The sequence below is a fragment of the Aeromonas dhakensis genome, from assembly GCF_002285935.1.
Classification (GTDB): domain Bacteria; phylum Pseudomonadota; class Gammaproteobacteria; order Enterobacterales; family Aeromonadaceae; genus Aeromonas; species Aeromonas dhakensis.
Genome location: NZ_CP023141.1, coordinates 2,096,257 through 2,116,004, shown reverse-complemented (window position 1 = coordinate 2,116,004; position 19,748 = coordinate 2,096,257). Strand labels below are relative to the sequence as shown.

13 protein-coding genes are annotated in these 19,748 nt (G+C 64.2%); 11 read left to right on the top strand and 2 right to left on the bottom strand.

What is annotated here, in order from left to right:
• Window positions 1-59: 59 nt before the first annotated feature.
• The 11 genes from CK627_RS10300 (at window position 60) to CK627_RS10250 (ending at window position 16,639) form a co-directional block, all read left to right on the top strand.
• A complete protein-coding gene (locus CK627_RS10300) occupies window positions 60-3,497 on the top strand; it encodes an ATP-binding protein (RefSeq protein ID WP_167385313.1) in 3,438 nt (1,145 codons plus the stop codon).
• Between the two features lie 416 nt (window positions 3,498-3,913).
• Window positions 3,914-5,599, top strand: coding sequence for an ABC transporter substrate-binding protein (locus CK627_RS10295; protein WP_095592267.1), 1,686 nt, complete (start codon window positions 3,914-3,916; stop codon window positions 5,597-5,599).
• A 119-nt stretch (window positions 5,600-5,718) separates the two neighbouring features.
• Window positions 5,719-6,702 carry an ABC transporter permease gene (locus CK627_RS10290; RefSeq protein WP_095592266.1) on the top strand — a complete coding sequence of 328 codons (984 nt, stop codon included), beginning with the start codon at window positions 5,719-5,721 and terminating at the stop codon, window positions 6,700-6,702.
• Window position 6,703: 1 nt separating this feature from the next.
• The gene (locus tag CK627_RS10285) at window positions 6,704-7,624 is read left to right on the top strand and encodes an ABC transporter permease (RefSeq protein WP_095592265.1); all 921 of its coding nucleotides are present in this window, start codon (window positions 6,704-6,706) and stop codon (window positions 7,622-7,624) included.
• Complete coding sequence (locus CK627_RS10280) at window positions 7,621-8,643, top strand: ABC transporter ATP-binding protein (RefSeq protein WP_095592264.1); 1,023 nt, start codon at window positions 7,621-7,623, stop codon at window positions 8,641-8,643. Before CK627_RS10285 ends, CK627_RS10280 begins: the two co-directional genes overlap by 4 nt.
• 11 nt (window positions 8,644-8,654) lie before the next feature.
• Window positions 8,655-9,647: an ABC transporter ATP-binding protein gene (locus CK627_RS10275; protein ID WP_010633266.1), complete on the top strand. Its 993-nt coding sequence runs from the start codon at window positions 8,655-8,657 to the stop codon at window positions 9,645-9,647.
• 114 nt (window positions 9,648-9,761) lie between these two features.
• On the top strand, window positions 9,762-11,477 hold the full coding sequence (locus CK627_RS10270; protein WP_095592263.1) for a glycoside hydrolase family 9 protein: 1,716 nt from the start codon (window positions 9,762-9,764) through the stop codon (window positions 11,475-11,477).
• A gap of 122 nt (window positions 11,478-11,599) precedes the next feature.
• Window positions 11,600-12,472, top strand: a complete 873-nt coding sequence (locus tag CK627_RS10265; protein ID WP_095592262.1) for a glucosamine kinase nucleotide-binding domain-containing protein — start codon at window positions 11,600-11,602, stop codon at window positions 12,470-12,472.
• Window positions 12,473-12,575: 103 nt separating this feature from the next.
• On the top strand, window positions 12,576-14,444 hold the full coding sequence (locus CK627_RS10260) for a beta-N-acetylhexosaminidase (RefSeq protein ID WP_095592261.1): 1,869 nt from the start codon (window positions 12,576-12,578) through the stop codon (window positions 14,442-14,444).
• Between the two features lie 217 nt (window positions 14,445-14,661).
• Window positions 14,662-16,215, top strand: a complete 1,554-nt coding sequence (locus tag CK627_RS10255; RefSeq protein ID WP_095592260.1) for a methyl-accepting chemotaxis protein — start codon at window positions 14,662-14,664, stop codon at window positions 16,213-16,215.
• A 67-nt stretch (window positions 16,216-16,282) separates the two neighbouring features.
• Window positions 16,283-16,639, top strand: a complete 357-nt coding sequence (locus CK627_RS10250) for an MGMT family protein (protein WP_005303274.1) — start codon at window positions 16,283-16,285, stop codon at window positions 16,637-16,639.
• A gap of 15 nt (window positions 16,640-16,654) precedes the next feature.
• Here CK627_RS10250 and CK627_RS22830 read toward each other — a convergent pair whose 3' ends face one another.
• The gene (locus tag CK627_RS22830; protein ID WP_005303277.1) at window positions 16,655-16,822 is read right to left on the bottom strand and encodes a hypothetical protein; all 168 of its coding nucleotides are present in this window, start codon (window positions 16,820-16,822) and stop codon (window positions 16,655-16,657) included.
• A gap of 114 nt (window positions 16,823-16,936) precedes the next feature.
• Window positions 16,937-19,558, bottom strand: a complete 2,622-nt coding sequence (gene topA / locus CK627_RS10240; RefSeq protein ID WP_010633259.1) for a type I DNA topoisomerase — start codon at window positions 19,556-19,558, stop codon at window positions 16,937-16,939.
• Between the last annotated feature and the right edge of the window lie 190 nt (window positions 19,559-19,748).

Genomic DNA, 19,748 nt, shown 5'->3' with positions numbered 1-19,748 from the left:
AGCCTTTAATCAGAGACTTGCGGCGGTTAGTAACCGGATTCTCAATTGAAAATCTCCCGATGAAATGGATCTTCAAGCCTCGTGGACTCAGGCCGCAGCTGATGCTGGCATTTTTTATGCTGGCCATGGTGCCCTTCCTGGTTGTCACCCTGTTTTTCCTCTATAGCCACGGCAAGGATCTCACCACCCAGACCTCCAACCATCTGGTTTCCGTTCGCAACATCAAGAAGAGCCAGCTGGAAGATTACTTCGGCAACCTCAAACAGCAGATCATCAACTTTTCCCAGCAGGATTTTGCCGGCAACAGTATCGGTCGCTTCTACGGCTTCACCGGCGCCTTCGAGAAACTCGGCACCACGCCGCAGGAGGCCCGCGCCCGCGCCCAGGCCCGCTATGTGCCGGGCTCCTGGGATCAGCTGCAAAAGCCCGACAACACCCCCGACATCGAACCCTCCATCAGTGCCCTGATCCTGGCGGACGAGATGTATGGCCGGGTGCATCAGCGCTTTCACCGCGGCTACGCCGACATGGTGCGCAAGTCCAACTACAGCGACATCTTCCTGATCGATCTCAACGGCGACGTGGTCTATTCGGTCACCAAGCGTGCCAACTTCGCCACCAACCTGCTCTCCGGCCCCTACCAATCGAGTGGCCTGGGCCAGACCTTCGCCAAGATCAAGCGGCGCCTCGACGGCGGCCAGAAGCCGCAACAGATCTTCGAGTTCACCGATTTTGGCCGCAACGAACTGACCGGCCAGGTGGTCGCCTACATGGCCGCCCCCGTGATGCAGTACGACTATGTGCGCGGCGTGGTGATCTTCGAGCTGCTGCCGGACAAGCTCAACCAGATCATGGCGGAGCGGGAGGGGCTTGGTGCAACCGGCGAGACCATCCTCATCGGCCCGGACAAGCGGATGCGCGCCAACGCCTGGCTGGCGCCCGAGTTCAGCGTGGAGAACAGCTTCAGCCCCAACTTCCGGCCGCTGCAGACGCCGCTGGTGGTCAAGGCGCTCTCCGGCGAGCAGGGGGTCGGGCTGTTTCGCTCCTACCACGAGGACGAGGTGCTGGCCGCCTACACCCAGGTGAAGGTGTTCGACACCGAGTGGGCCTTCATCGCCGAGATCTCCACCAGCGAGGCCTATCGCCCCATCCGCCAGCTGGAAACCCTGGTGATCCTGCTGGGGGCCGGCTCATTGCTGCTGCTGATCCTCTTCTCCCGCTGGCTCTCCCACTCCATCACGGCGCCGCTGCGCTCCCTCACCGCCGCCGCCGAGCAGGTGGCCGACGGCGCCCTGGATCACCCCATCGCCATCGCCCGCACCGATGACGACATCGACCGGCTCGCCCAGGCGTTTCGCCACATGCAGCGCTCGGTGAAGGACAAGATCGAGCTCATCGAGCGGCAGACCCAGGAGCTGCAGCAGCAGGTCAAGCTGACCCACAAGCAGAACCTCAGCCTGCAGCAGGCGGACAAGCTCAAGGATGAGCTGCTGGCCAACACCTCCCACGAGCTGCGCACCCCCATCCACGGCATCAAGGGGATGGCCGAGTCCATGCTCGCCAGCCAGCAGGATCTGACCGAAGGGCAGCAGAAACAGCTCGGGCTCATCATCAAGAGTGCCGACGGCCTGGCGCGGCTGGTGGACGATCTGCTCGACTACCACCAGATGCGCTACGGCCAGCTGGAGATCCACCCCCAGCCTGTCTCCTCCAAGGGGGTCATCCGGCTGGTGCTGGATCTCTGCCAGCACCTGGTGCAGGCCAAACCGCTCACCCTGGTGGACAAAACCCCGGCCGAGCTGCCGCCTGTGCTGGCGGACGAGCAGCGGCTCGAACAGGTGCTCTACAACCTGGTGGGCAACGCCATCAAGTACACGCCACAGGGCAAGGTGGTGCTGAGCGCCCTGGTGGAGGGCAACTTCCTGCACATTCGGGTGACCGACACCGGCATCGGCATCGCCAGGGATCACCTGGAGCACATCTTCGAGCCGCTGGTGCAGATGAGCCCGGAGGTGAGCAAGCAGGGGGCCGGCCTCGGCCTCTCCATCACTCGCCAGCTGGTGCACCTGATGGGGGGCGAGCTGTTCGTGGAGAGCGAGCCGAGCGTCGGCTCCACCTTCGCCTTCACCCTGCCGCTCGCCAGCGGCAAGGCCGGCAGTCTGACCCTAGACAGCCGCCAGATAGAGCATCAGCTGGTGCGCCAGCAGCCGCTCGCCCTGCCGGAGTGGGAGAGCGATGACCTCCCCCCACCGCCCGAGGATGCGCCCCTCATTCTGGTGGTGGACGACGAGCCCATCAATTTGCACATACTGCGCCACCTGCTTCAGCCCTGCGGTTATCGCATCCTGCCCAGCAGCGACGGCCACGACGCGCTGGCCAAGCTGGCCCAGGAGCCGGTCGACCTCATCCTGCTGGACGTCATGATGCCGACCCTCTCCGGCTTCGACGTCTGCCGCCGGCTGCGCCAGCAGCACCCCAAGGAGAAGCTGCCGGTGCTGCTGCTCACCGCCCTCAACCAGCCCAAGGATATCGAGGAGGGTTTCAACGCCGGCGCCAACGACTATCTGGTGAAACCCTTCTGCAAGGAGGAGCTGTTCGCCCGGGTCAGGGCCCTGCTGGAGGCGAGCGCCGGGCGCGCCTCTCTGGTGGAGAACCGCTTGCTCAAACAGGAGATAGAGCACCGGCTGGTGCTGCAGGATCAGCTGCATCAGGATCAGCAGCGGCTGCTGGCCCTGCTCGGCGAGGGGGCCGACCCCATGGTGTTCATCGATAGTCAGGGCACGGTGCTGTTCGCCTCCCGGGTGCTGGCCCGCCTGCTGGGCCAGGAGCCGGAAGCCATGGAGGGGCAGCCGCTGGACGACTGGCTGGCCAGCCCGCTGGCCAGCCAGTGGCCCGGGCTGCAGGCCGGCCAGGAGCAGTCGCTGGCGTTTCTGGTGGCGGGTCAGAGAGACGAGTTCAACGCCCGCGCCCTGCCCATCAGTCTGGGGGGGCAGGCCGCCTATGCGCTGGCCCTCAGCACAGAGTCGCGGCCCGACGAAAACCGGGTGATGGCGCTGGAGAACGCCCTCAAGAGCCTGTCACGCCAGGCCATCATCGAGGATGGCCAGCTGCTGGGCGAGCTGAGCCGGCTGGGCGGGGAGTTCCGCTCGCTCGCCGACGATCTCATCCGCCAGCAGGATGACGAGCCATTGCGCCGCGCCCTGGTGGACACCATGCGGCTCACCCTGGATGCCTGGCAGCAGAGCACCGGCAAGGGCAAGATAGTGCTGGCCGAGAAGAGCAAGCTGTGGCGGGTCTACATGGACCGCTCCAGCCCGCAGACCCGCACCCTCGACAAGTACCTGAGCCTGGACACCCTGCCCAAGTCGCCGCGCTGGAAGACGGTGGTCGCCACCGCCGAATACGTGCTCAACCACAGCCCGCTCAACGAGGCCCAGCGCCAGCAACTGCACCACAGCGCCCAGACCCTGCGCCAGCTCGCCACCCGCAAGAGCTAGCGTATCCCCACCCCGCCCCCATCTCCAATCTGGGCCCTGGCTCACACTTGGCGGGGCGGTTTTTTTTTGTGCAGAATTAAGCCCGCTCACCACGTCAAAACGAGAGCCGATCCAATTCACACAATTGTCATGAGGGGCAGACTGACGGGGACTTATTACGTCAGAGCAATTAACATAACTTCATGATTTAAATTGAGTTAAAAGCCATTTTGACGAAATTGACGTGATGGCGCCGATTTTTACGATATCGACGATCTGAACAGTTGTTGTTTTCCTGTTAACTCTGCTTTGCTAGGGACGTTGGATGACACAACTACAAGGGTGAAAAACCTGACCAACATTGAGGGCCGACCTCCCCAGCATGCGAAGTCGGTGCTCAAATCCAAACAAGGAATATAAATAAGAAAGGAAATAATATGCTTGCCAAAGTATCCAAAATCTCTACTGCTGTAATGCTGGGCACCATGATGCTTGCCGGCGCTGCCGGCAACGCCATGGCGGCGGACAACAAGACGGTGCTGACTCTGGTCGCACAACAGGAAACCGCGTGGGTCAAGAACTTCAACCCCTTCCTGCAGGCGGGCCTGCTGCACACCACCCGTCACTTTATCTATGAACCCCTGGTGATCTTCAACGATATGCAGGGCGGCAAGCCCGTCTATCGTCTGGCCACCCACTTCGAGTTCAGCAAGGACCTCAAGTCCGTCACCTTCGATCTGCGTGACGGAGTGAAGTGGTCGGACGGTCAGCCCTTTACCGCCGATGACGTCCTCTTCTCCTTCAATCTGGTCAAGGCCAACAAGGCGCTGGACGAGCGCTCAATCTGGACCCAGATCAAGAGCGTCGAGAAGCTGGCTCCCAACAAGATCAAGTTCGACCTGACCGACGTCAACACCAACGTGGTGAACGACCTGGTGCTGGTGCCCATCGTGCCTGAGCATCAGTGGAAATCGGTGAAAGACCCGGTCGCCTTCACCAACGACAAGCCGGTCGGCACCGGTCCCTTCACCGAAGTGGACAACTTCTCCGCCCAGCTCTACACCCAGTGCCGCAACCCACACTACTGGGACAACGCCAACCTCTCCATCGACTGCCTGCGCATGCCGCAGATGGCCACCAACGACCAGGTACTGGCCGCGGTGATGAAGGGTGACGTGGACTGGTTCGGATCCTTCGTGCCGGACATCGAGCGCCTCTACGTCGGCAACGATCCGAAGAACAACAAATACTGGTTCCCGGCCTCCGGTACCGTGGCGTTCAACGTCAACTTCCAGGCCAAGAAACCGGGCAACCACGAAGCCTTCAACGACGTCAACTTCCGCCGCGCCTTCTCCATGGCGATGGACCGCCAGTCCATGGTGGACATCGCGGGCTACGGTTACCCGACCGTCAACGAGTACCCGTCAGGTCTGGGCAAGGCGTTCGACTCCTGGAACAACCCGGAAGTGGACAAGAAGTACGGCAAGTACAACAAGTTCGATCTGGAAGGGGCCAAGGCCCTGCTGAAACAGGCCGGCTACAAGGACTGTGACGGCGACAAGTTCCTCGACACCCCCACCTGCCAGAAGATCGAGTTCAAGGTACTGGTACCAAACGGCTGGACCGACTGGGTCAACACCGCCCAGATCGGCGTGGAAGGGCTGCAGGCACTGGGCCTGAACGCCAAGACCGCCACCCCGGAAGCCACCGTCTGGACCGAAAACCTGATCACCGGTGACTTCGACGTCGCCCTGCAGGGTTACTTTGCCGGTGCCAACCCGCACAAGTACTTCGAGACCGCCTTCCACTCCCGCAACATGGGTGAGCGCGGCAACCGCTTCGCGGCGCCCCGCTACAAGGACCCGTCGCTGGACAAGTTGATCGACGACTTCACCCAGACCGCCGATGCCGCCAAGCAGAAGGAGATCATGTTCGAGATCCAGGACAGGGTCGGTGCCAACCAGACCATCATCCCGGTATTCAACAACCCGACCTGGTACGAATACAGCACCAAGCGTTTCCACGGCTGGTTCAGTGCCGACAACCCGGTCGCCAAGCCGCAGGTTCACCCGGACACCCCGGAGCGTCTGCTGCACGTGTTGTCACTCAAGCCGAACAGCTAATCAATCCCGGCCCCCTGCGGGGGGCCCTCTTCCCCGCCCATTCCCCTTATCTCCCGGCTCTGCCGGGGTTGGGGTAACTATGCCCGGCGCGGGGCGGACCAGCAGTAAAAGGTATCATCATGGGATTCATACTGAGACGCTTTTCCTTCTATCTGGTCGCCTTTCTGGTGGCCACCACCATCAACTTCCTGCTGCCCAGAGCCATGCCGGGGGACCCCGTCTCCGTCATGTTTGCCCGGGCCGGCGCCATGATGGAACCCGCCGCGCTGGAGGCCCTCAAGGCCACCTTCGGTTTCGTGGACGGCCCCATCGGCACCCAGTTTCTCACCTATGTGAAGAGCGTCTTCACCTGGGATCTCGGCACCTCGGTGCGCTACTACCCCCAACCGGTCGCCGACGTGCTCGGCCGCGCCATCGGCTGGACCCTGTTCCTGGTGGGCACCTCCACCATTCTGAGCTTCTCCATCGGTTCCATCGTCGGCATCTTCGCCGCCTGGCACCGGGGCGGTCGCCTCGACAGCATCCTCTCCCCGCTCACTCTGGTGATGCAGGCCATTCCGCCTGTGGTCATCTCGCTGCTGGCGCTCTTCCTGTTCGGGGTGAGCCTGGAGTGGCTGCCCATCGGCTACGCCTACAGCCCGGAGATCACCCCCGACTGGGGCTGGGAGCACATCAAGAGCATCCTGACCCACGCCATCATGCCGGTGGGCACCCTGGCCATGGTGCAGGTGGGGGGCTTTCTCATCACCATGCGCAACAACATGATCAACCTGCTGGGCGAGGACTACATCACCATGGCCAAGGCCAAGGGGCTCTCCAGCAACCGGGTGATCTTCAACTACGGCGCCCGCAACGCCATCCTGCCGAGCGTCACCGCCCTCTCCATGGCGCTCGGTTTCGTCATCGGCGGATCCCTCATCACCGAGGTGATCTTCAATTATCCCGGCCTGGGCCTGACCCTCTATCAGGGCATTCTGGCCCGCGACTACCCGCTCATTCAGGGGCAGCTGCTCATCATGACCATCACCATGCTCAGCTTCAACTTCCTGGCCGACGTGCTCTACGTCTTCCTGGATCCCCGTCTGCGTACCGGAGGCAAATAAGATGCGCATGCCGACTATTCTGAAAATCCTGCTGGGCAACAAGAAGGCCGCCTGCGGCCTCTTCATCGTGGTCAGCTTCGTGCTGATGGCCCTGTTCGCCCCCATTCTGGCCGGCAACGAACCGACCAAGCGGGTGGCGCGCCCCCACCAGCCCCCCAGCACCGAGTTCGTGATGGGCACCACCCGCATGGGCCACGACATCTGGGCCCAGTTCACCCACGGCGCCCGCATCTCCCTGATGGTGGGCTTCAGCGCGGGCCTGCTGGTGTGCGCCCTCGCCGTCGCCATCGGCATCACCGCCGGCTACTTCGGCGGCCTGGTGGACGAGTGCCTCACCTTCCTGATGAACGTGGTGCTGGTGATCCCCAACCTCCCTCTATTGCTGGTGCTGGCCAGCTTCATCGGGGAGGCGTCACCGGCGGTCATCGCCCTCATCATAGGCTTTACCTCCTGGGCCTATGGCGCGCGGGTCATCCGCGCCCAGACCCTGGCGCTGCGGGAGAAAGAGTTCGTCATCGCCGCCGAGGTGCTGGGCGAGCCGGCCTGGCGCATCATCCTGGTGGAGATATTGCCGAACCTCATCTCCATCATCGGCGTGAGCTTCATCGGCTCCATCATCTACGCCATCGTCACCGAGGCGACCCTGGAGTTCCTGGGCCTTGGCGACCCCACCGTCGTGAGCTGGGGCATCATGCTCTACAACGCCCAGACCTCGAGCGCCATCCTGGTCGGCGCCTGGTGGGAGATCCTGGCCCCCTGCTTCGCCATCGCAACGCTCGGTGCCGGTCTGGCCCTGCTCAACTTTGCCATCGACGAAATCGCCAACCCGCAGCTGCGCTCCCACAAGGGGCTCAATCGCTGGAAGAAACTCGCCGCCCCCGTCACCACGCCGGTACCGGCCGTACAGGAGAAGACAGCATGAGATCGCAACAACCCCTGCTGTCGATACGCAACCTCTGCGTCGACTACATCACCGAGAACGGCGACGTGCGCGCCGTCAACTCGGTCAGCTTCGACATCGCCCCCGGTGAAGTGTTCGGCCTGGCCGGCGAGTCGGGCTGCGGCAAGTCCACCGTCGCCTTCTCGGTGGCGCGGCTGCACAAGCCGCCCGCCTACATCAGCGGCGGCGAGATCCTGTTCAAGGGGGAGAACATCCTCCACTACGGCGATGAGCGGCTGCGCAGCTACCGCTGGCAGCAGGTGTCGGTGGTGTTCCAGTCCGCCATGAACGCGCTCAACCCCGTGCTGCGCATGGAGGAGCAGTTCTGCGACGTGCTGCTGGCCCACAACCCGGGGCTCACCCGCTATGAGGCGATCAAGCGCGCCCAGGAGCTGCTCGCCATCGTCGACATCCACCCGAGCCGGCTCAAGGATTACCCGCACCAGTTCTCTGGCGGCATGCGCCAGCGGCTGGTGATCGCCATCGCCATGGCGCTCAACCCCGAACTCCTGATCATGGACGAGCCGACCACGGCGCTCGACGTGGTGGTGCAGCGGGAGATCCTGCAGAAGGTCTATGCGCTCAAAGAGAAGTTCAACTTCTCCATCCTCTTCATCACCCACGACCTCTCCTTGATGGTGGAGTTCTGCGATCGCATCGGCATCATGTACGCCGGTGAACTGGTGGAGGTGGCGCCGGCCAAGGCGATCCTGACCGCGCCGCTGCACCCCTATACCAGGGGGCTCGGCAACTCATTCCCGCCTCTGCACGGGCCGAAGAAGGTGCTGGAGGGGATCCCGGGCACCCCGCTCAACCTGCTGGAGGTGCCGGTGGGCTGCCGCTTTCAGGCCCGCTGCAACCGGGTGCACGAGCGCTGCCGCCAGCAGTACACCAAGCTCGCCGAGATCCGCCCCGGCCAACAAACCGCCTGCCACCTCTATGAGGCGCAGGATGAGCAACAAGATCCCCTGATCTATCTGGACAAGGCCGCTGGCTGTTAAGGATGTCTGTCATGCAAATCGCCCAAACCGACGCCCCCATCATCGAAGTCCAGCACCTCTACAAGGACTTCCCCGTCAACTCCAACGCCATCAAGAGCGGCAAGATGCGGGCGCTGTCCGACATCACCTTCAACCTGCACCGGGGCCGCGCCCTGGCGGTGGTGGGGGAGTCCGGCTCCGGCAAGAGCACCATCGCCAAGATCATCGCCAAGATGTACAAGCTCTCTGGTGGTCGCATCCTCTATCGCGGCCGCGACCTGGAGGAGTTCAACAAGGGCACCGCCCTGCTCGACTACCGTCAGAGCGTGCAAATGGTGTGGCAAGATCCGTTCGGTTCGCTGAACCCGACCCACACCATCTACCACCACATCGCCCGCCCCCTGCTGCTGCACAGCAAGGTGATCGACAAGCGTGACCTGCCCGACATGGTCTATGGCCTGCTGGAGAAGGTGGGGCTCACCCCCGCCAAGGCCACCGCGGCCAAGTACCCGCACCAGCTCTCCGGCGGCCAGCGCCAGCGGGTCAACATCGCCCGCAACCTGGCGGTGGAGGCCGAAGTGGTGCTGGCGGACGAGCCCACCTCCATGCTCGACGTCTCCATTCGCATCGGCATCCTCAACCTGATGGAGCAGATGAAGGACGAACTCGGGGTCTCCATGCTCTACATCACCCACGACATCGCCACCGCCCGCTACGTGGCCGAAGATCTGGCGGTGATGTACGTCGGGCACATGGTGGAGTGGGGCGAGGTGGACGAGATCCTGCATCACCCCCAGCACCCCTACACCCAGCTGCTCATCTCGGCGGTGCCCGACCCCGAGAAGAGCATCCACGCCGAACTGGAAGGCGGCCGCAAGGGGGAGATCCCGCTCTGGACACCGGAATCCTGCGGTTGCCCCTTCGCCGGGCGCTGCAATCAGGCGATGCCGCGCTGCAAGGAGACCCTGCCCCCCGTCAGCAAGCTTGCCGACAACCACTTCGTGCGCTGCTACCTCTACGAGTGAGGGTGAGCCTTGAACCGGCCGGACAGCAGTGTCCGGCCATGCCTCGATACGGGGCGGCCATAGCCCCGTGATGTGCCTCACCGTCTGTCGGTGAACCACAGGAGTAATACCTCGATGGAACTCTTGATCAATCAGGTGGGTTACCCGTGCGACGGGGAGAAGATCGCCCTGCTGCAAGCCCCCCCCGCCCATGATCTCGGCGGCTATGTCAGGCTGCAACGCCAGGATGATGGCCAGATCCTGTTTGAAACCCCGCTGCAAGCGGCCGGCAGCGTCCCCGGCTGGCAGGGCCGCGCTTACTGGCGCGCCGACTTCTCGGCATTCCAAGAGCCCGGCCACTATCGGCTGGAGGCGATCACCGCCCAAGGCATTGTCCGCTCTACCCGCTTTGCCATCGGCCCCGATCTGCTGGCCAGACGCTGCCTCTCCGACGTCATCCACTACTTCAAGGGACAGCGCGCCAGCGGCGCCTTCGATCGGGCCGACCGCAGCGCCCGTCTGTTTGGCACCGACCTGCGCCGGGACGTGCACGGCGGCTGGTTCGATGCCAGCGGCGACATGAGCAAATACCTGAGCCACCTATCCTACGCCAACTACCTCAACCCCCAGCAGACCCCCATGGTGGTCTGGGCCCTGCTCAAGTGCCGCGAGCTCTTGGCCCCGCGCCGCGACATCGACGGGGTCAACCTCTGCAAGCGGCTCAACGACGAGGCGCTGCACGGCGCCGATTTTCTCTGCCGGATGCAGGATGAGTCGGGCTTCTTCTACATGACCCTGTTCGACAAGTGGAGCAAGGATCCCAAGCAGCGCGAGCTGTGCGCCTACGCCACCCAGCAGGGGCTCAAGTCCGCCAACTGGCAGGCCGGTTTTCGGCAAGGGGGCGGCATGGCCATCGCCGCCCTGGCCCGCGCCGCCCGCGAGAGCATCGGCGGCGACTTTGATGCCAGCCTCTACGCCGAGGCGGCCCGCCGCGGCTACCTGCACCTGCGTGAGCACAACCTGGCCTATCTGGACGACGGGGTCGAAAACATCATCGACGACTACTGCGCCCTGCTGGCGGCGGTCGAGCTGACCCGCACCCTGGGCCCAGAGTGGCTGGCAGAGGCCAGAGTGCGGGCCGACAAGCTCTGCGCCCGCCAGCGCCCTCACCCTGAGCTCGGCCACTATTGGGCCGCCAACGACGATGGCGCGCGCCCCTACTACCACGCCGCCGAGGCGGGCCTGCCGGTGCTGGCCCTGCTGGAATACGTGGAAATCGAGCCGGACTGGGAGCGCAAGAGCGCGGTGCAGCGGGTGATCGAGCAGGCGCTGGCCGCCGAGCTGACGCTCTGCGCCCGGCCCGGCAACCCGTTTGCCCTCGCCCGCCAGTATGTGAAAGGGGTTGGCGAAGCGCCCCGCGTCAGCTTCTTTATGCCCCATCACAACGAGTCGGGCTACTGGTGGCAGGGGGAGAACGCTCGCCTCGCCTCGCTGGCGGCCATGGCGTTTGCCGCCGCGGCCCAGCTGCCGCACCAGAGCCACTTGCTGCGCACCTTCGGCCAACACCAGCTCGACTGGATCCTGGGGCAAAACCCCTTCAACGCCTGCATGCTGGCGGGTCACGGCAGCAACAATCCCGCCTACACTGCCGGTTATCCCAACGCGCTGGGGGGGATCTGCAACGGCATCACCGCCGGCTTCGATGACGAGGCGGAGATCGCATTCATTCCAGTGGCGTACAAGGATCGGCTGGATCAGAACTGGCGCTGGGGGGAGCAGTGGATCCCGCACGCCGCCTGGTTTGCCCTGGCCATCAGCTGGCAGAGCGCCCTCGGAGGCTCCCATGATTGAAAGAGACTCGAACATCATTGGCAGTGGGGAGAGCCGTGGATCCTCCATACATTCCGCCTGGTTTGCCCCGGCCATCAGCTGGCAAAATGCCCTGAGTGCTCCAAATGACCAGGGAGGCCGTCATGATTGAGTACTGGGTCGGGGTGGATGGCGGCGGCACCCACACCCGTGCCCGCATTCGGGATCGGGCCGGCAAGCTGCTCGGCGAGGGGCGCGCCGCCGGCTCCAATCTGGAGCTCGGCATCGAGATCGCCCACGGCAACGTGCTGGCCGCCATCGAGCAGGCCCGTCTCGAGGCCGGACTGGCTGAGGATGCCCAGCAACGGATGGGGGTCGGGCTGGCGCTCGCCTCCGCCGAGCTGGCCGACTGCTATCACGCCATGCTGACCATGCCCTTCCCCTTTGCGAGCGTGCGGCTCACCTCCGACGCCTTCGGTGCCTGCCTGGGCGCCTTTGGCGGCGAGGAGGGGGCCATCCTCATCGCCGGCACCGGCTCGGCCGGGCTCATCTATCGCCACGGCCAGCTGCACACCTGCTCCGGCCGCGGCTTTCCCATCTCGGATCTGGGCAGCGGCGCCTGGCTGGGGCTGCGCGCCATCCAGCAATCCCTGCTCTGCCACGACGGCATCCTGCCCCCCAGCACCCTGGCCATCCGCTTGCTCGATCACTTCAAGCGGGATCAGGCCGAGGTGGTACGCTGGGCCGCCCGCGCCATCCCCGCCGACTACGGCCGCTTCGCCCCCTGGGTGTTCGATGCCGCCAGCGACGGCGACGAGCTCGCCTGCCAGCTGCTGGAGGAGACCTGCCAGCAGCTGGTCACCCTGCTGGAAGGGATGCGCCAGCTGGGCGCCGACCGGATTGCCCTGCTCGGCGGCATCGGCATGCGCCTCGCCCCCCGTCTGGCGCACCTGCCGCTGGTCAGCCCCGCTGCCGACGCGCTGGAAGGGGCCATCCTGTTTGCCAAGACGGAGGCGCTGCCATGCCTGCACTCCTGAACCGGGCGTACCGGGCCAGCACCGGCACGCCCTCCCCTCAACCATCGCCAGCCGCCTTCACCAGGGCGGCCGGCCCCCTGCTCGTGCAACCGAAGGAGTTTTCATGTCCGCACCCCTGATCCACACCCAGGTCGACCGACGCGATGGTGACGACGTCTGGTTTCGTTTCAGCCTGAGCCAGCTGCCAGATGCCCCCTGGAAGCTCCACTTCTGCCTGGCCCGTCACATCGACCCCGGCTCGGTAGAGGGAGGGGAGCTGGAGCGCCAGAGCGGCAGCTACAAGGTCTTGATCCCGCAAACGGGGGCCAGCGAGCTGCGCTTCTGCTGTCGCAGCACCCCCATCAAGCGCCTCTCCGACATGCCGCGCGGCTTCTTCCTGAGCCTGCCCCGGGCCAGCAGCGGCCCCCAGCTGATGCCGGTGGAGCTGACCGGCGAGGAGCTGGGCCTGCCACAATCCGCCACTGCGGCGCCGGATCTGCCCGAGGTGGAGCCCCTCGCCGGCATCGTGCCCCAGCCGGATCGCTTGTTGCTGCTGGAAGGCAACTTCCGGCTGGCGGAGCGCGCCCACGTCAGCGGCCCGAGCCCCCTGCTCGGCCCGCTGCTGGCCCACTTCAACGAGCTGACCGGGCTCGCGCTGGCGCAGGATCACGACGCCGAGATCCGGCTGGTTGAAAGCGGTCTGGGCCAGGAGGCCTACCGGCTCACCATCACCCCGGAGGAGATAGTGATTGCCGCCGGCGGCGAGGCAGGTTGGCGCCATGGCCTCGTCAGCCTGGCCCAGTGGTATCTGCAGCACGGCGAGAGCCTGCCCTGCATCGAACTCAGCGACGCGCCGCGCTTCGGATTTCGCGGCATCTTTCTCGACTGTGCCCGCCACTTTCACTCCCTCGCCACCCTCAAGCGCCTGCTCAGGCTGATGAGCCTCTACAAGTTCAATCGCTTCCACTGGCACCTGACCGATGACGAGGGGTGGCGGCTCGAGATCAAGGCCTTCCCCCAGCTGACCGAGCTGGCCGCCTGGCGCGGCCACGGCCTGGCCGTCGGGCCCCAGCTGAGCGGCGGCCCGGAGCCCTACGGCGGTTACTACACCCAGAGCGAGGTGCGCGAGCTGGTGGCCTATGCCAGCGGGCTCGGCATCACCATCATTCCGGAAATTGACATTCCCGGTCACTGCCACGCCGCCATCAAGGCGCTGCCCGAACTGCTGGTGGAGGAGGCCGACCGCTCCCGCTACCTGTCGGTGCAATATTTTGACGACAACGTGCTCAACCCGGCGCTGCCCGGCACCTATCAATTCCTGGAAGCCGTGATGGACGAGGTGTGCGAGCTGTTCCCGGGGCCGCTGGTGCACATGGGGGGGGACGAGGTGCCCAGCGGGGTCTGGACCGACAGCCCCGCCTGCCAGCAACTGATGAAGCAGCAGGGCTATCAGGATTGTCGCGAGCTGCAGGGCCACCTGCTGCGCCACTGCCAGCAGTACCTGACCGGCAAGGGCAAGCGGATGCTGGGCTGGGAGGAGATTTTGCACGGTGACAAGGTGAGCCGGGACGCCACCATCTTCGCCTGGACCAGTTTCCAGGCCGGGCTAGACGCGGCCGCTGCGGGTTATCCGGTGGTGATGGCGCCGGCCCAGCACCTCTATCTGGATCTCGCCTGGAGTCAGGACATCCAGGAACCCGGCCTCTACTGGGCGGGCACCCTCAATCTGGCGCAGGTCTACGCGTGCGACCCGGCCCCAGCCGATTTCCATGCCAACGATAACATCCTGGGGGTGCTGAGCCCCTTATGGTCGGAACTGATCACCTCTCGCGATCGTCTCGACTATATGTTGTTCCCGCGCATGCTGGCGACCGCCGAGGTGGCCTGGAGTGCCCCCGCCCGCAAGGGGTGGGAGCACTTCGCCGCCCGTCTGCCGGGCCAGCTGCAGATCCTCGACCAGCTCCAGGTGCGTTACCGGGTACCGCAGAGGTAGTGTTATCTTTTTTCCTTGGCGGCCTGATGGCCGCCTTTTTTTTTACGATTAACCAACAAAACATCAACTTGCCCCTACCATTCATCCGCCATTGTTGGCAAAATTCAGCCCCCTATGAAGCCGGTCTGCCGCCTGCTGGCACGAGCCTGCGGCCATCTCCAGATCTGCCACAATAACAACGACAAAGTTATCAACAAGAACATCGGAGCGTATTCCTATGGCCCGCAGAGACGTCCATACCCTGGACAGCGAAGTGGAGTTTCCTGCCGACGAACAACTGGTCTCCACCACGGATCTGCGCGGGGTGATCACCTACGCCAACCCCGCCTTCTGCCGCATCGCCGGCTACTCGGTCGACGAGCTGGTCGGCCACAACCACAACCTGGTGCGCCACCCAGACATGCCCAAGGCGGCCTTCGCCGATCTCTGGGCCCGCCTCAAGGAGGGCAAGCCCTGGCGTGGCATGGTGAAGAACCGCTGCAAGGATGGCCGCTACTACTGGGTCGACGCCTATGTGACCCCCATCTACGAGGGCAACCGGATCAGCGGCTATCAGTCGGTGCGCTGCAAGCCGGATCCCCAGCTCAAGCGCATCGCCGGCCAGGCCTACCAGGCCCTGCTCAAGGCCGAGCGCGGTACCGGCAGCCGCCTCCCCTCCCTCGCCCGGGTGCGCGCACCGGCCATCGCCCTGCTGCTGCTCGGCCTGGTGGGCTGGGCCGCCAGCAGCCAGGGTCCGACGACAGCCCTGCTGATGCTGTTGCCCCTGCTGCTCATCGGCGGCGCCTACTGGCGCGAGCTCTTCGCCCTGCCGCTCTATCTGCAGCAGCTGGGCCGCGAATACGACAGCCTGACCCGACTGGTCTACTCAGGTGACGGCCCCGGCGCCATCGCCGATTTTCACATCAAGATGCTGCAGGCCCGCATCCGCACCGTGCTGGGCCGGGTCAACGATGCGACCAACCCGCTGCAGGCCCTGGCCAGCAACCTGAAACAGGCCTCCCATCAGGCCTGCCTCGACATCAACGAGCAGGATGCCCAGACCCAGCAGATGGCCGCTGCCATGACCCAGATGGCCAGCACGGCCCACGAGATTGCCCGCAACATCCAGGACTCCAACGGCCAGGTGAGCGAAGCCCGCAGCCGCTGCCAGCACACGGACAAGCAGCTGGCCCAGACCGAGCAGCGCATCGAGCAGCTCGCCAGACAGGCGGAGCTCGCCTTCAACTCGGCGGTGGAGCTCGCCAGCGAGTCGGAGCGGATCGGCAGCGTGATGGGAGAGATCCAGGGCATCGCCGACCAGACCAACCTGCTGGCGCTCAACGCCGCCATCGAGGCGGCCCGGGCTGGCGAGCAGGGGCGCGGCTTTGCGGTGGTGGCGGACGAGGTGCGCACTCTATCGACCCGCACCCACAAGGCGACCGAGCAGATCCAGGGCAGCATCCAGCAGATCCAGCACACCCTGGGCCGCTGGAAGGGGATGATGCAGGAGAACCTGCAGCAGACCCGCGAGTGCGCCGAGATGACCCGTCAGGGCTCCAGCAGCCTGCATACCGTGCTGCAGGAGATCGAGCTGGTGACCGAGTTCTCCACCCAGATCGCCGCCGCCGCCGAGCAGCAGCAGACGGTGGTGGAGGATATCAGCCGCAGCATCCACCAGATCTCCGAGTACTCCCACGCCAACAGCCAGAAGATGCAGGAGGTCGACGACTCCAGTCAGGAGCTGCTGGAGCGGGCCAGGCAGCTCAAGGGGCTCAGCCAGACCTTCGGCTGACACATTTGCCAGTCACCCGACAGAAGCGCCACAATGGCGCTTCTGTTGTTTTTGACGAGTCAACTTCATGAGAACGGAATCGACCCCTGCCCCGCTGAACAAGGTGGCCCGCATCGAGGCGATCCTGGCCCTGATCCCGGCCGGTCGCGTGGTGAGCTATGGCCAGGTGGCGGATCTGGCGGGGCTGCCCGGCCGGGCCAGGCTGGTAGGCAAGGTGCTGCGGGAGACCGACAAGGTGCTGCCCTGGCACAGGGTGCTGGGCGCGGCGGGCACCATATCGCTGCCCAAGGGGTCGGCAGGCTTTGACAGACAGGCGGGATTGCTGCAGGAGGAGGGGGTGCCCGTGATTGGCGGGCGGGTCAGGATGAAGGAGTGGCAGTGGCAGCCCGACCTCGCCGAGCTGCTGTTTCTCCTGCCCTTCTGACGATGGCGGCCCGCCTCACCGGGTGATGGGGGCCAGGATCTCGTCGCTGCGCACCTGCACCGGGATGGTTTCGTACTCCCGTTGCAACAGCACCAGCAGACTCTGCTTGTCCACTTCCAGCACATAGGCGGTTCCTTCCCGGGTCAGACAGGTCATTCCCGGCCGGATCTCGTTAATCTCCATCACAACCTCCGTGTCCAGCGCTGCCATCCTTGCAGCGGTTTCAGTATACCGCCATCTGAAAACAAAAAGGCCCCTGCGAGGGGCCTCTTTCATCAGAGTGTGCGCGCTGCGCAATCACGCCTTCTTCGACTTGGCCAGGCTCTCCTGCCACTTGCCGTTGTCGTAGTGCGCCGTCCAGCCGGTCGCCTTGCCGTTGACCTCGGTCATCACGTACTGCTCCTTGGTCTTGCGACTGAAGCGCACGATGGAGGCGTTACCGTCAGGATCTGACGCCGGGGCATCGGCCAGGTACTGGTGCTTGGGCGACAGGCGCTCCTTGAAGCGCTTGAGCTCTTCCACCAGCGGCGCACGAGTCTCGCGGGATTTGGGGAAGTTGCTGGCAGCCAGGAACAGACCGGCGGCCCCGTCACGCAGCACGAAGTGGGCGTCGGACTGGGTGCATTTCAGCTCCGGCAGCGGTACCGGATCTTCCTTCGGCGGCGCGATATCACCATTTTTCAGGATCTTGCGGGTGTTCTTGCAGGTGTCGTTGGTGCAACCCATGTACTTGCCGAAGCGGCCGTTCTTGAGCTGCATCTCGCTGCCACAGCGGTCACACTCGATGCTCGGCCCTTCGTAGCCCTTGAGCTTGAACTGGCCTTTCTCGATCTCGTAGCCGTCGCAATCCGGGTTGCGACCGCAGACGTGCAGCTTGCGGCTGTCGTCGATGATGTAGGCATCCATGGCGGTACCGCACACGCCGCAGCGGTGCTTGGCGCGCAGCGCCTCGGTTTCGGCCTCGTCACCGTCGGTGGCGGAGACGAACTCGTCGGCGGAGACCAGGTTGATGGTCTTCTTGCAGCGCTCTTTGGGCGGCAAGGCGTAACCGGAGCAGCCGAGGAAGACCCCGGTGGTGGCGGTGCGGATGCCCATCTTGCGGCCGCAATCCGGGCAGTCGATGTCGGTCAGCACCATCTGGTTGGCACGCATGCCCCCCTCTTCCACCGGCAGATCCGCTTTTTCCAGCTCCTGGGTGAACTCGGCGTAGAAGGCGTCCAGCACCTTCTTCCACTCCAGGCTCCCCTCGGCGATGCCGTCGAGCTTGTCTTCCATCTTGGCGGTGAACTCGTAGTTCATCAGCTCGACGAAGTTCTCCACCAGCCGGTCGGTGACGATCTCACCCATCTTCTCGGCGAAGAAACGGCGGCTCTCGACCCGCACATAACCACGGTCGACGATGGTGGAGATGATGGAGGCGTAGGTGGACGGGCGGCCGATGCCGCGCTTTTCCAGCTCGCGCACCAGCGCCGCTTCGGTGAAACGGGCGGGCGGCTTGGTGAAGTGCTGGCGCGGATCCAGTTTGACCAGTTTGAGCACTTCGCCGACGGTCACCGCCGGCAGCTGGCTGTCTTCACCCTTGCGGCCCATCGGCGGCAGCGCCTTGGTCCAACCGGCGAAGCGCAGGGTGCGGCCGCGCGCCTTGAGCTCGAACTCACCCGCCTTGACGGTCAGGGTGGAGGAGTCGTACTGGGCCGGGGTCATCTGACAGGCGACAAACTGACGCCAGATGAGGTCATAGAGCCGCATGGCGTCCGGCTCCATCCCTTCCAGCATCTCGGCCGTCACCAGCACGCTGGAGGGGCGGATCGCCTCGTGGGCCTCCTGGGCATTGGCCTTGGCACCGTACAGGTTCGGATCGCTCGGCAGATAGGCGGCGCCATACTGCTCGCCGATGTATTCCCGCACCGCCTCGACCGCCTCTTTGCTGAGGTTGGTGGAGTCGGTACGCATATAGGTGATGTAACCCGCTTCATAGAGGCGCTGGGCCATCATCATGGTCTTCTTGACCCCGAAGCTCAGCCGGGTGGAGGCCGCCTGCTGCAGGGTGGAGGTGATGAAGGGAGCGGACGGTTTGGAGCCGGTCGGCTTGTCTTCCCGGTTCACCACCTTGTAGTCGACCCCTTCCAGGGCGGCCACGGCGGCGAAGGTCTCGGCCTGGGTCACCGGCTTGAAGTCGGCGCCGTTGCGGCTGACCACCTCCATCCGCAGATCGGCGTTATCACCGGTCAGCAGGTCGGCGTTGAGATCCCAGAACTCCACCGGCACGAACGCCTTGATTTCACGCTCTTTGTCGACGATGAGGCGCACCGCGACGGACTGTACCCGGCCGGCGGAGAGGCCGCGGGCCAGCTTCTTCCACAAGAGCGGGGAGACCATGTAACCCACCACCCGGTCGAGGAAACGACGGGCCTGCTGGGCATTGACGCGGTGAATGTTCAGCTCGGACGGCTGGGCGAACGCCTCCTGGATGGCGGTCTTGGTGATCTCGTTGAACACCACGCGCTTGTAGCGGCTGTCGTCGCCGCCGATGATCTCGCGCAGGTGCCAGGCGATCGCTTCCCCCTCTCTATCCAAGTCGGTTGCGAGATAGATGGTGTCGGCCTTCTCGGCCAGACTCTGCAACTCGCTGACCACTTTTTCCTTGCCGGGCAAAATCTGGTAGTTGGCCTGCCAGCCTGCGGTCGGATTGATCCCCATCCGTGAGAACAGGGCATTGCGCTCCTTGGCAGCCTTTTCTGATTCGCTCAGCTTGATGCCGCGAATGACAGGTTTTTTGGGCTCGTTGCTGGCGCTGCCGCTGGTCGGCAGATCGCGCACGTGACCAACGCTGGATTTCACCACGTAGTCCTTGCCCAAATATTTGTTGATGGTCTTGGCCTTGGCCGGAGACTCCACTATGACCAGTGATTTGCCCATGCTGTAACTATTATCCTCATTGCACCCGACGGGGTTGGTGTGCGGTTTTGTGGGGCTGTATAAGAGATTTGACGGGAAAAAGCAATCTTGTGAGCAAATTTGCCCAGCAGCCCGAACCACCTTGCTTCTTTATTTATTAATGCGAAGCCGAGCCGCGGGAAGCAACCGCTTTTTTATTTTTATGCTATAT

What these genes read in the sequence shown, in the direction of transcription:
- CK627_RS10300 (WP_167385313.1), top strand. Translation starts at nt 60, where the DNA reads ATGAAATGGATCTTCAAGCCTCGTGGACTCAGGCCGCAGCTGATGCTG.
- CK627_RS10255 (WP_095592260.1), top strand. Translation starts at nt 14,662, where the DNA reads ATGGCCCGCAGAGACGTCCATACCCTGGACAGCGAAGTGGAGTTTCCT.
- CK627_RS10295 (WP_095592267.1), top strand. Translation starts at nt 3,914, where the DNA reads ATGCTTGCCAAAGTATCCAAAATCTCTACTGCTGTAATGCTGGGCACC.
- topA (WP_010633259.1), bottom strand. Translation starts at nt 19,558, where the DNA reads ATGGGCAAATCACTGGTCATAGTGGAGTCTCCGGCCAAGGCCAAGACC.
- CK627_RS22830 (WP_005303277.1), bottom strand. Translation starts at nt 16,822, where the DNA reads ATGGAGATTAACGAGATCCGGCCGGGAATGACCTGTCTGACCCGGGAA.
- CK627_RS10285 (WP_095592265.1), top strand. Translation starts at nt 6,704, where the DNA reads ATGCGCATGCCGACTATTCTGAAAATCCTGCTGGGCAACAAGAAGGCC.
- CK627_RS10250 (WP_005303274.1), top strand. Translation starts at nt 16,283, where the DNA reads ATGAGAACGGAATCGACCCCTGCCCCGCTGAACAAGGTGGCCCGCATC.
- CK627_RS10280 (WP_095592264.1), top strand. Translation starts at nt 7,621, where the DNA reads ATGAGATCGCAACAACCCCTGCTGTCGATACGCAACCTCTGCGTCGAC.
- CK627_RS10275 (WP_010633266.1), top strand. Translation starts at nt 8,655, where the DNA reads ATGCAAATCGCCCAAACCGACGCCCCCATCATCGAAGTCCAGCACCTC.
- CK627_RS10265 (WP_095592262.1), top strand. Translation starts at nt 11,600, where the DNA reads ATGATTGAGTACTGGGTCGGGGTGGATGGCGGCGGCACCCACACCCGT.
- CK627_RS10270 (WP_095592263.1), top strand. Translation starts at nt 9,762, where the DNA reads ATGGAACTCTTGATCAATCAGGTGGGTTACCCGTGCGACGGGGAGAAG.
- CK627_RS10260 (WP_095592261.1), top strand. Translation starts at nt 12,576, where the DNA reads ATGTCCGCACCCCTGATCCACACCCAGGTCGACCGACGCGATGGTGAC.
- CK627_RS10290 (WP_095592266.1), top strand. Translation starts at nt 5,719, where the DNA reads ATGGGATTCATACTGAGACGCTTTTCCTTCTATCTGGTCGCCTTTCTG.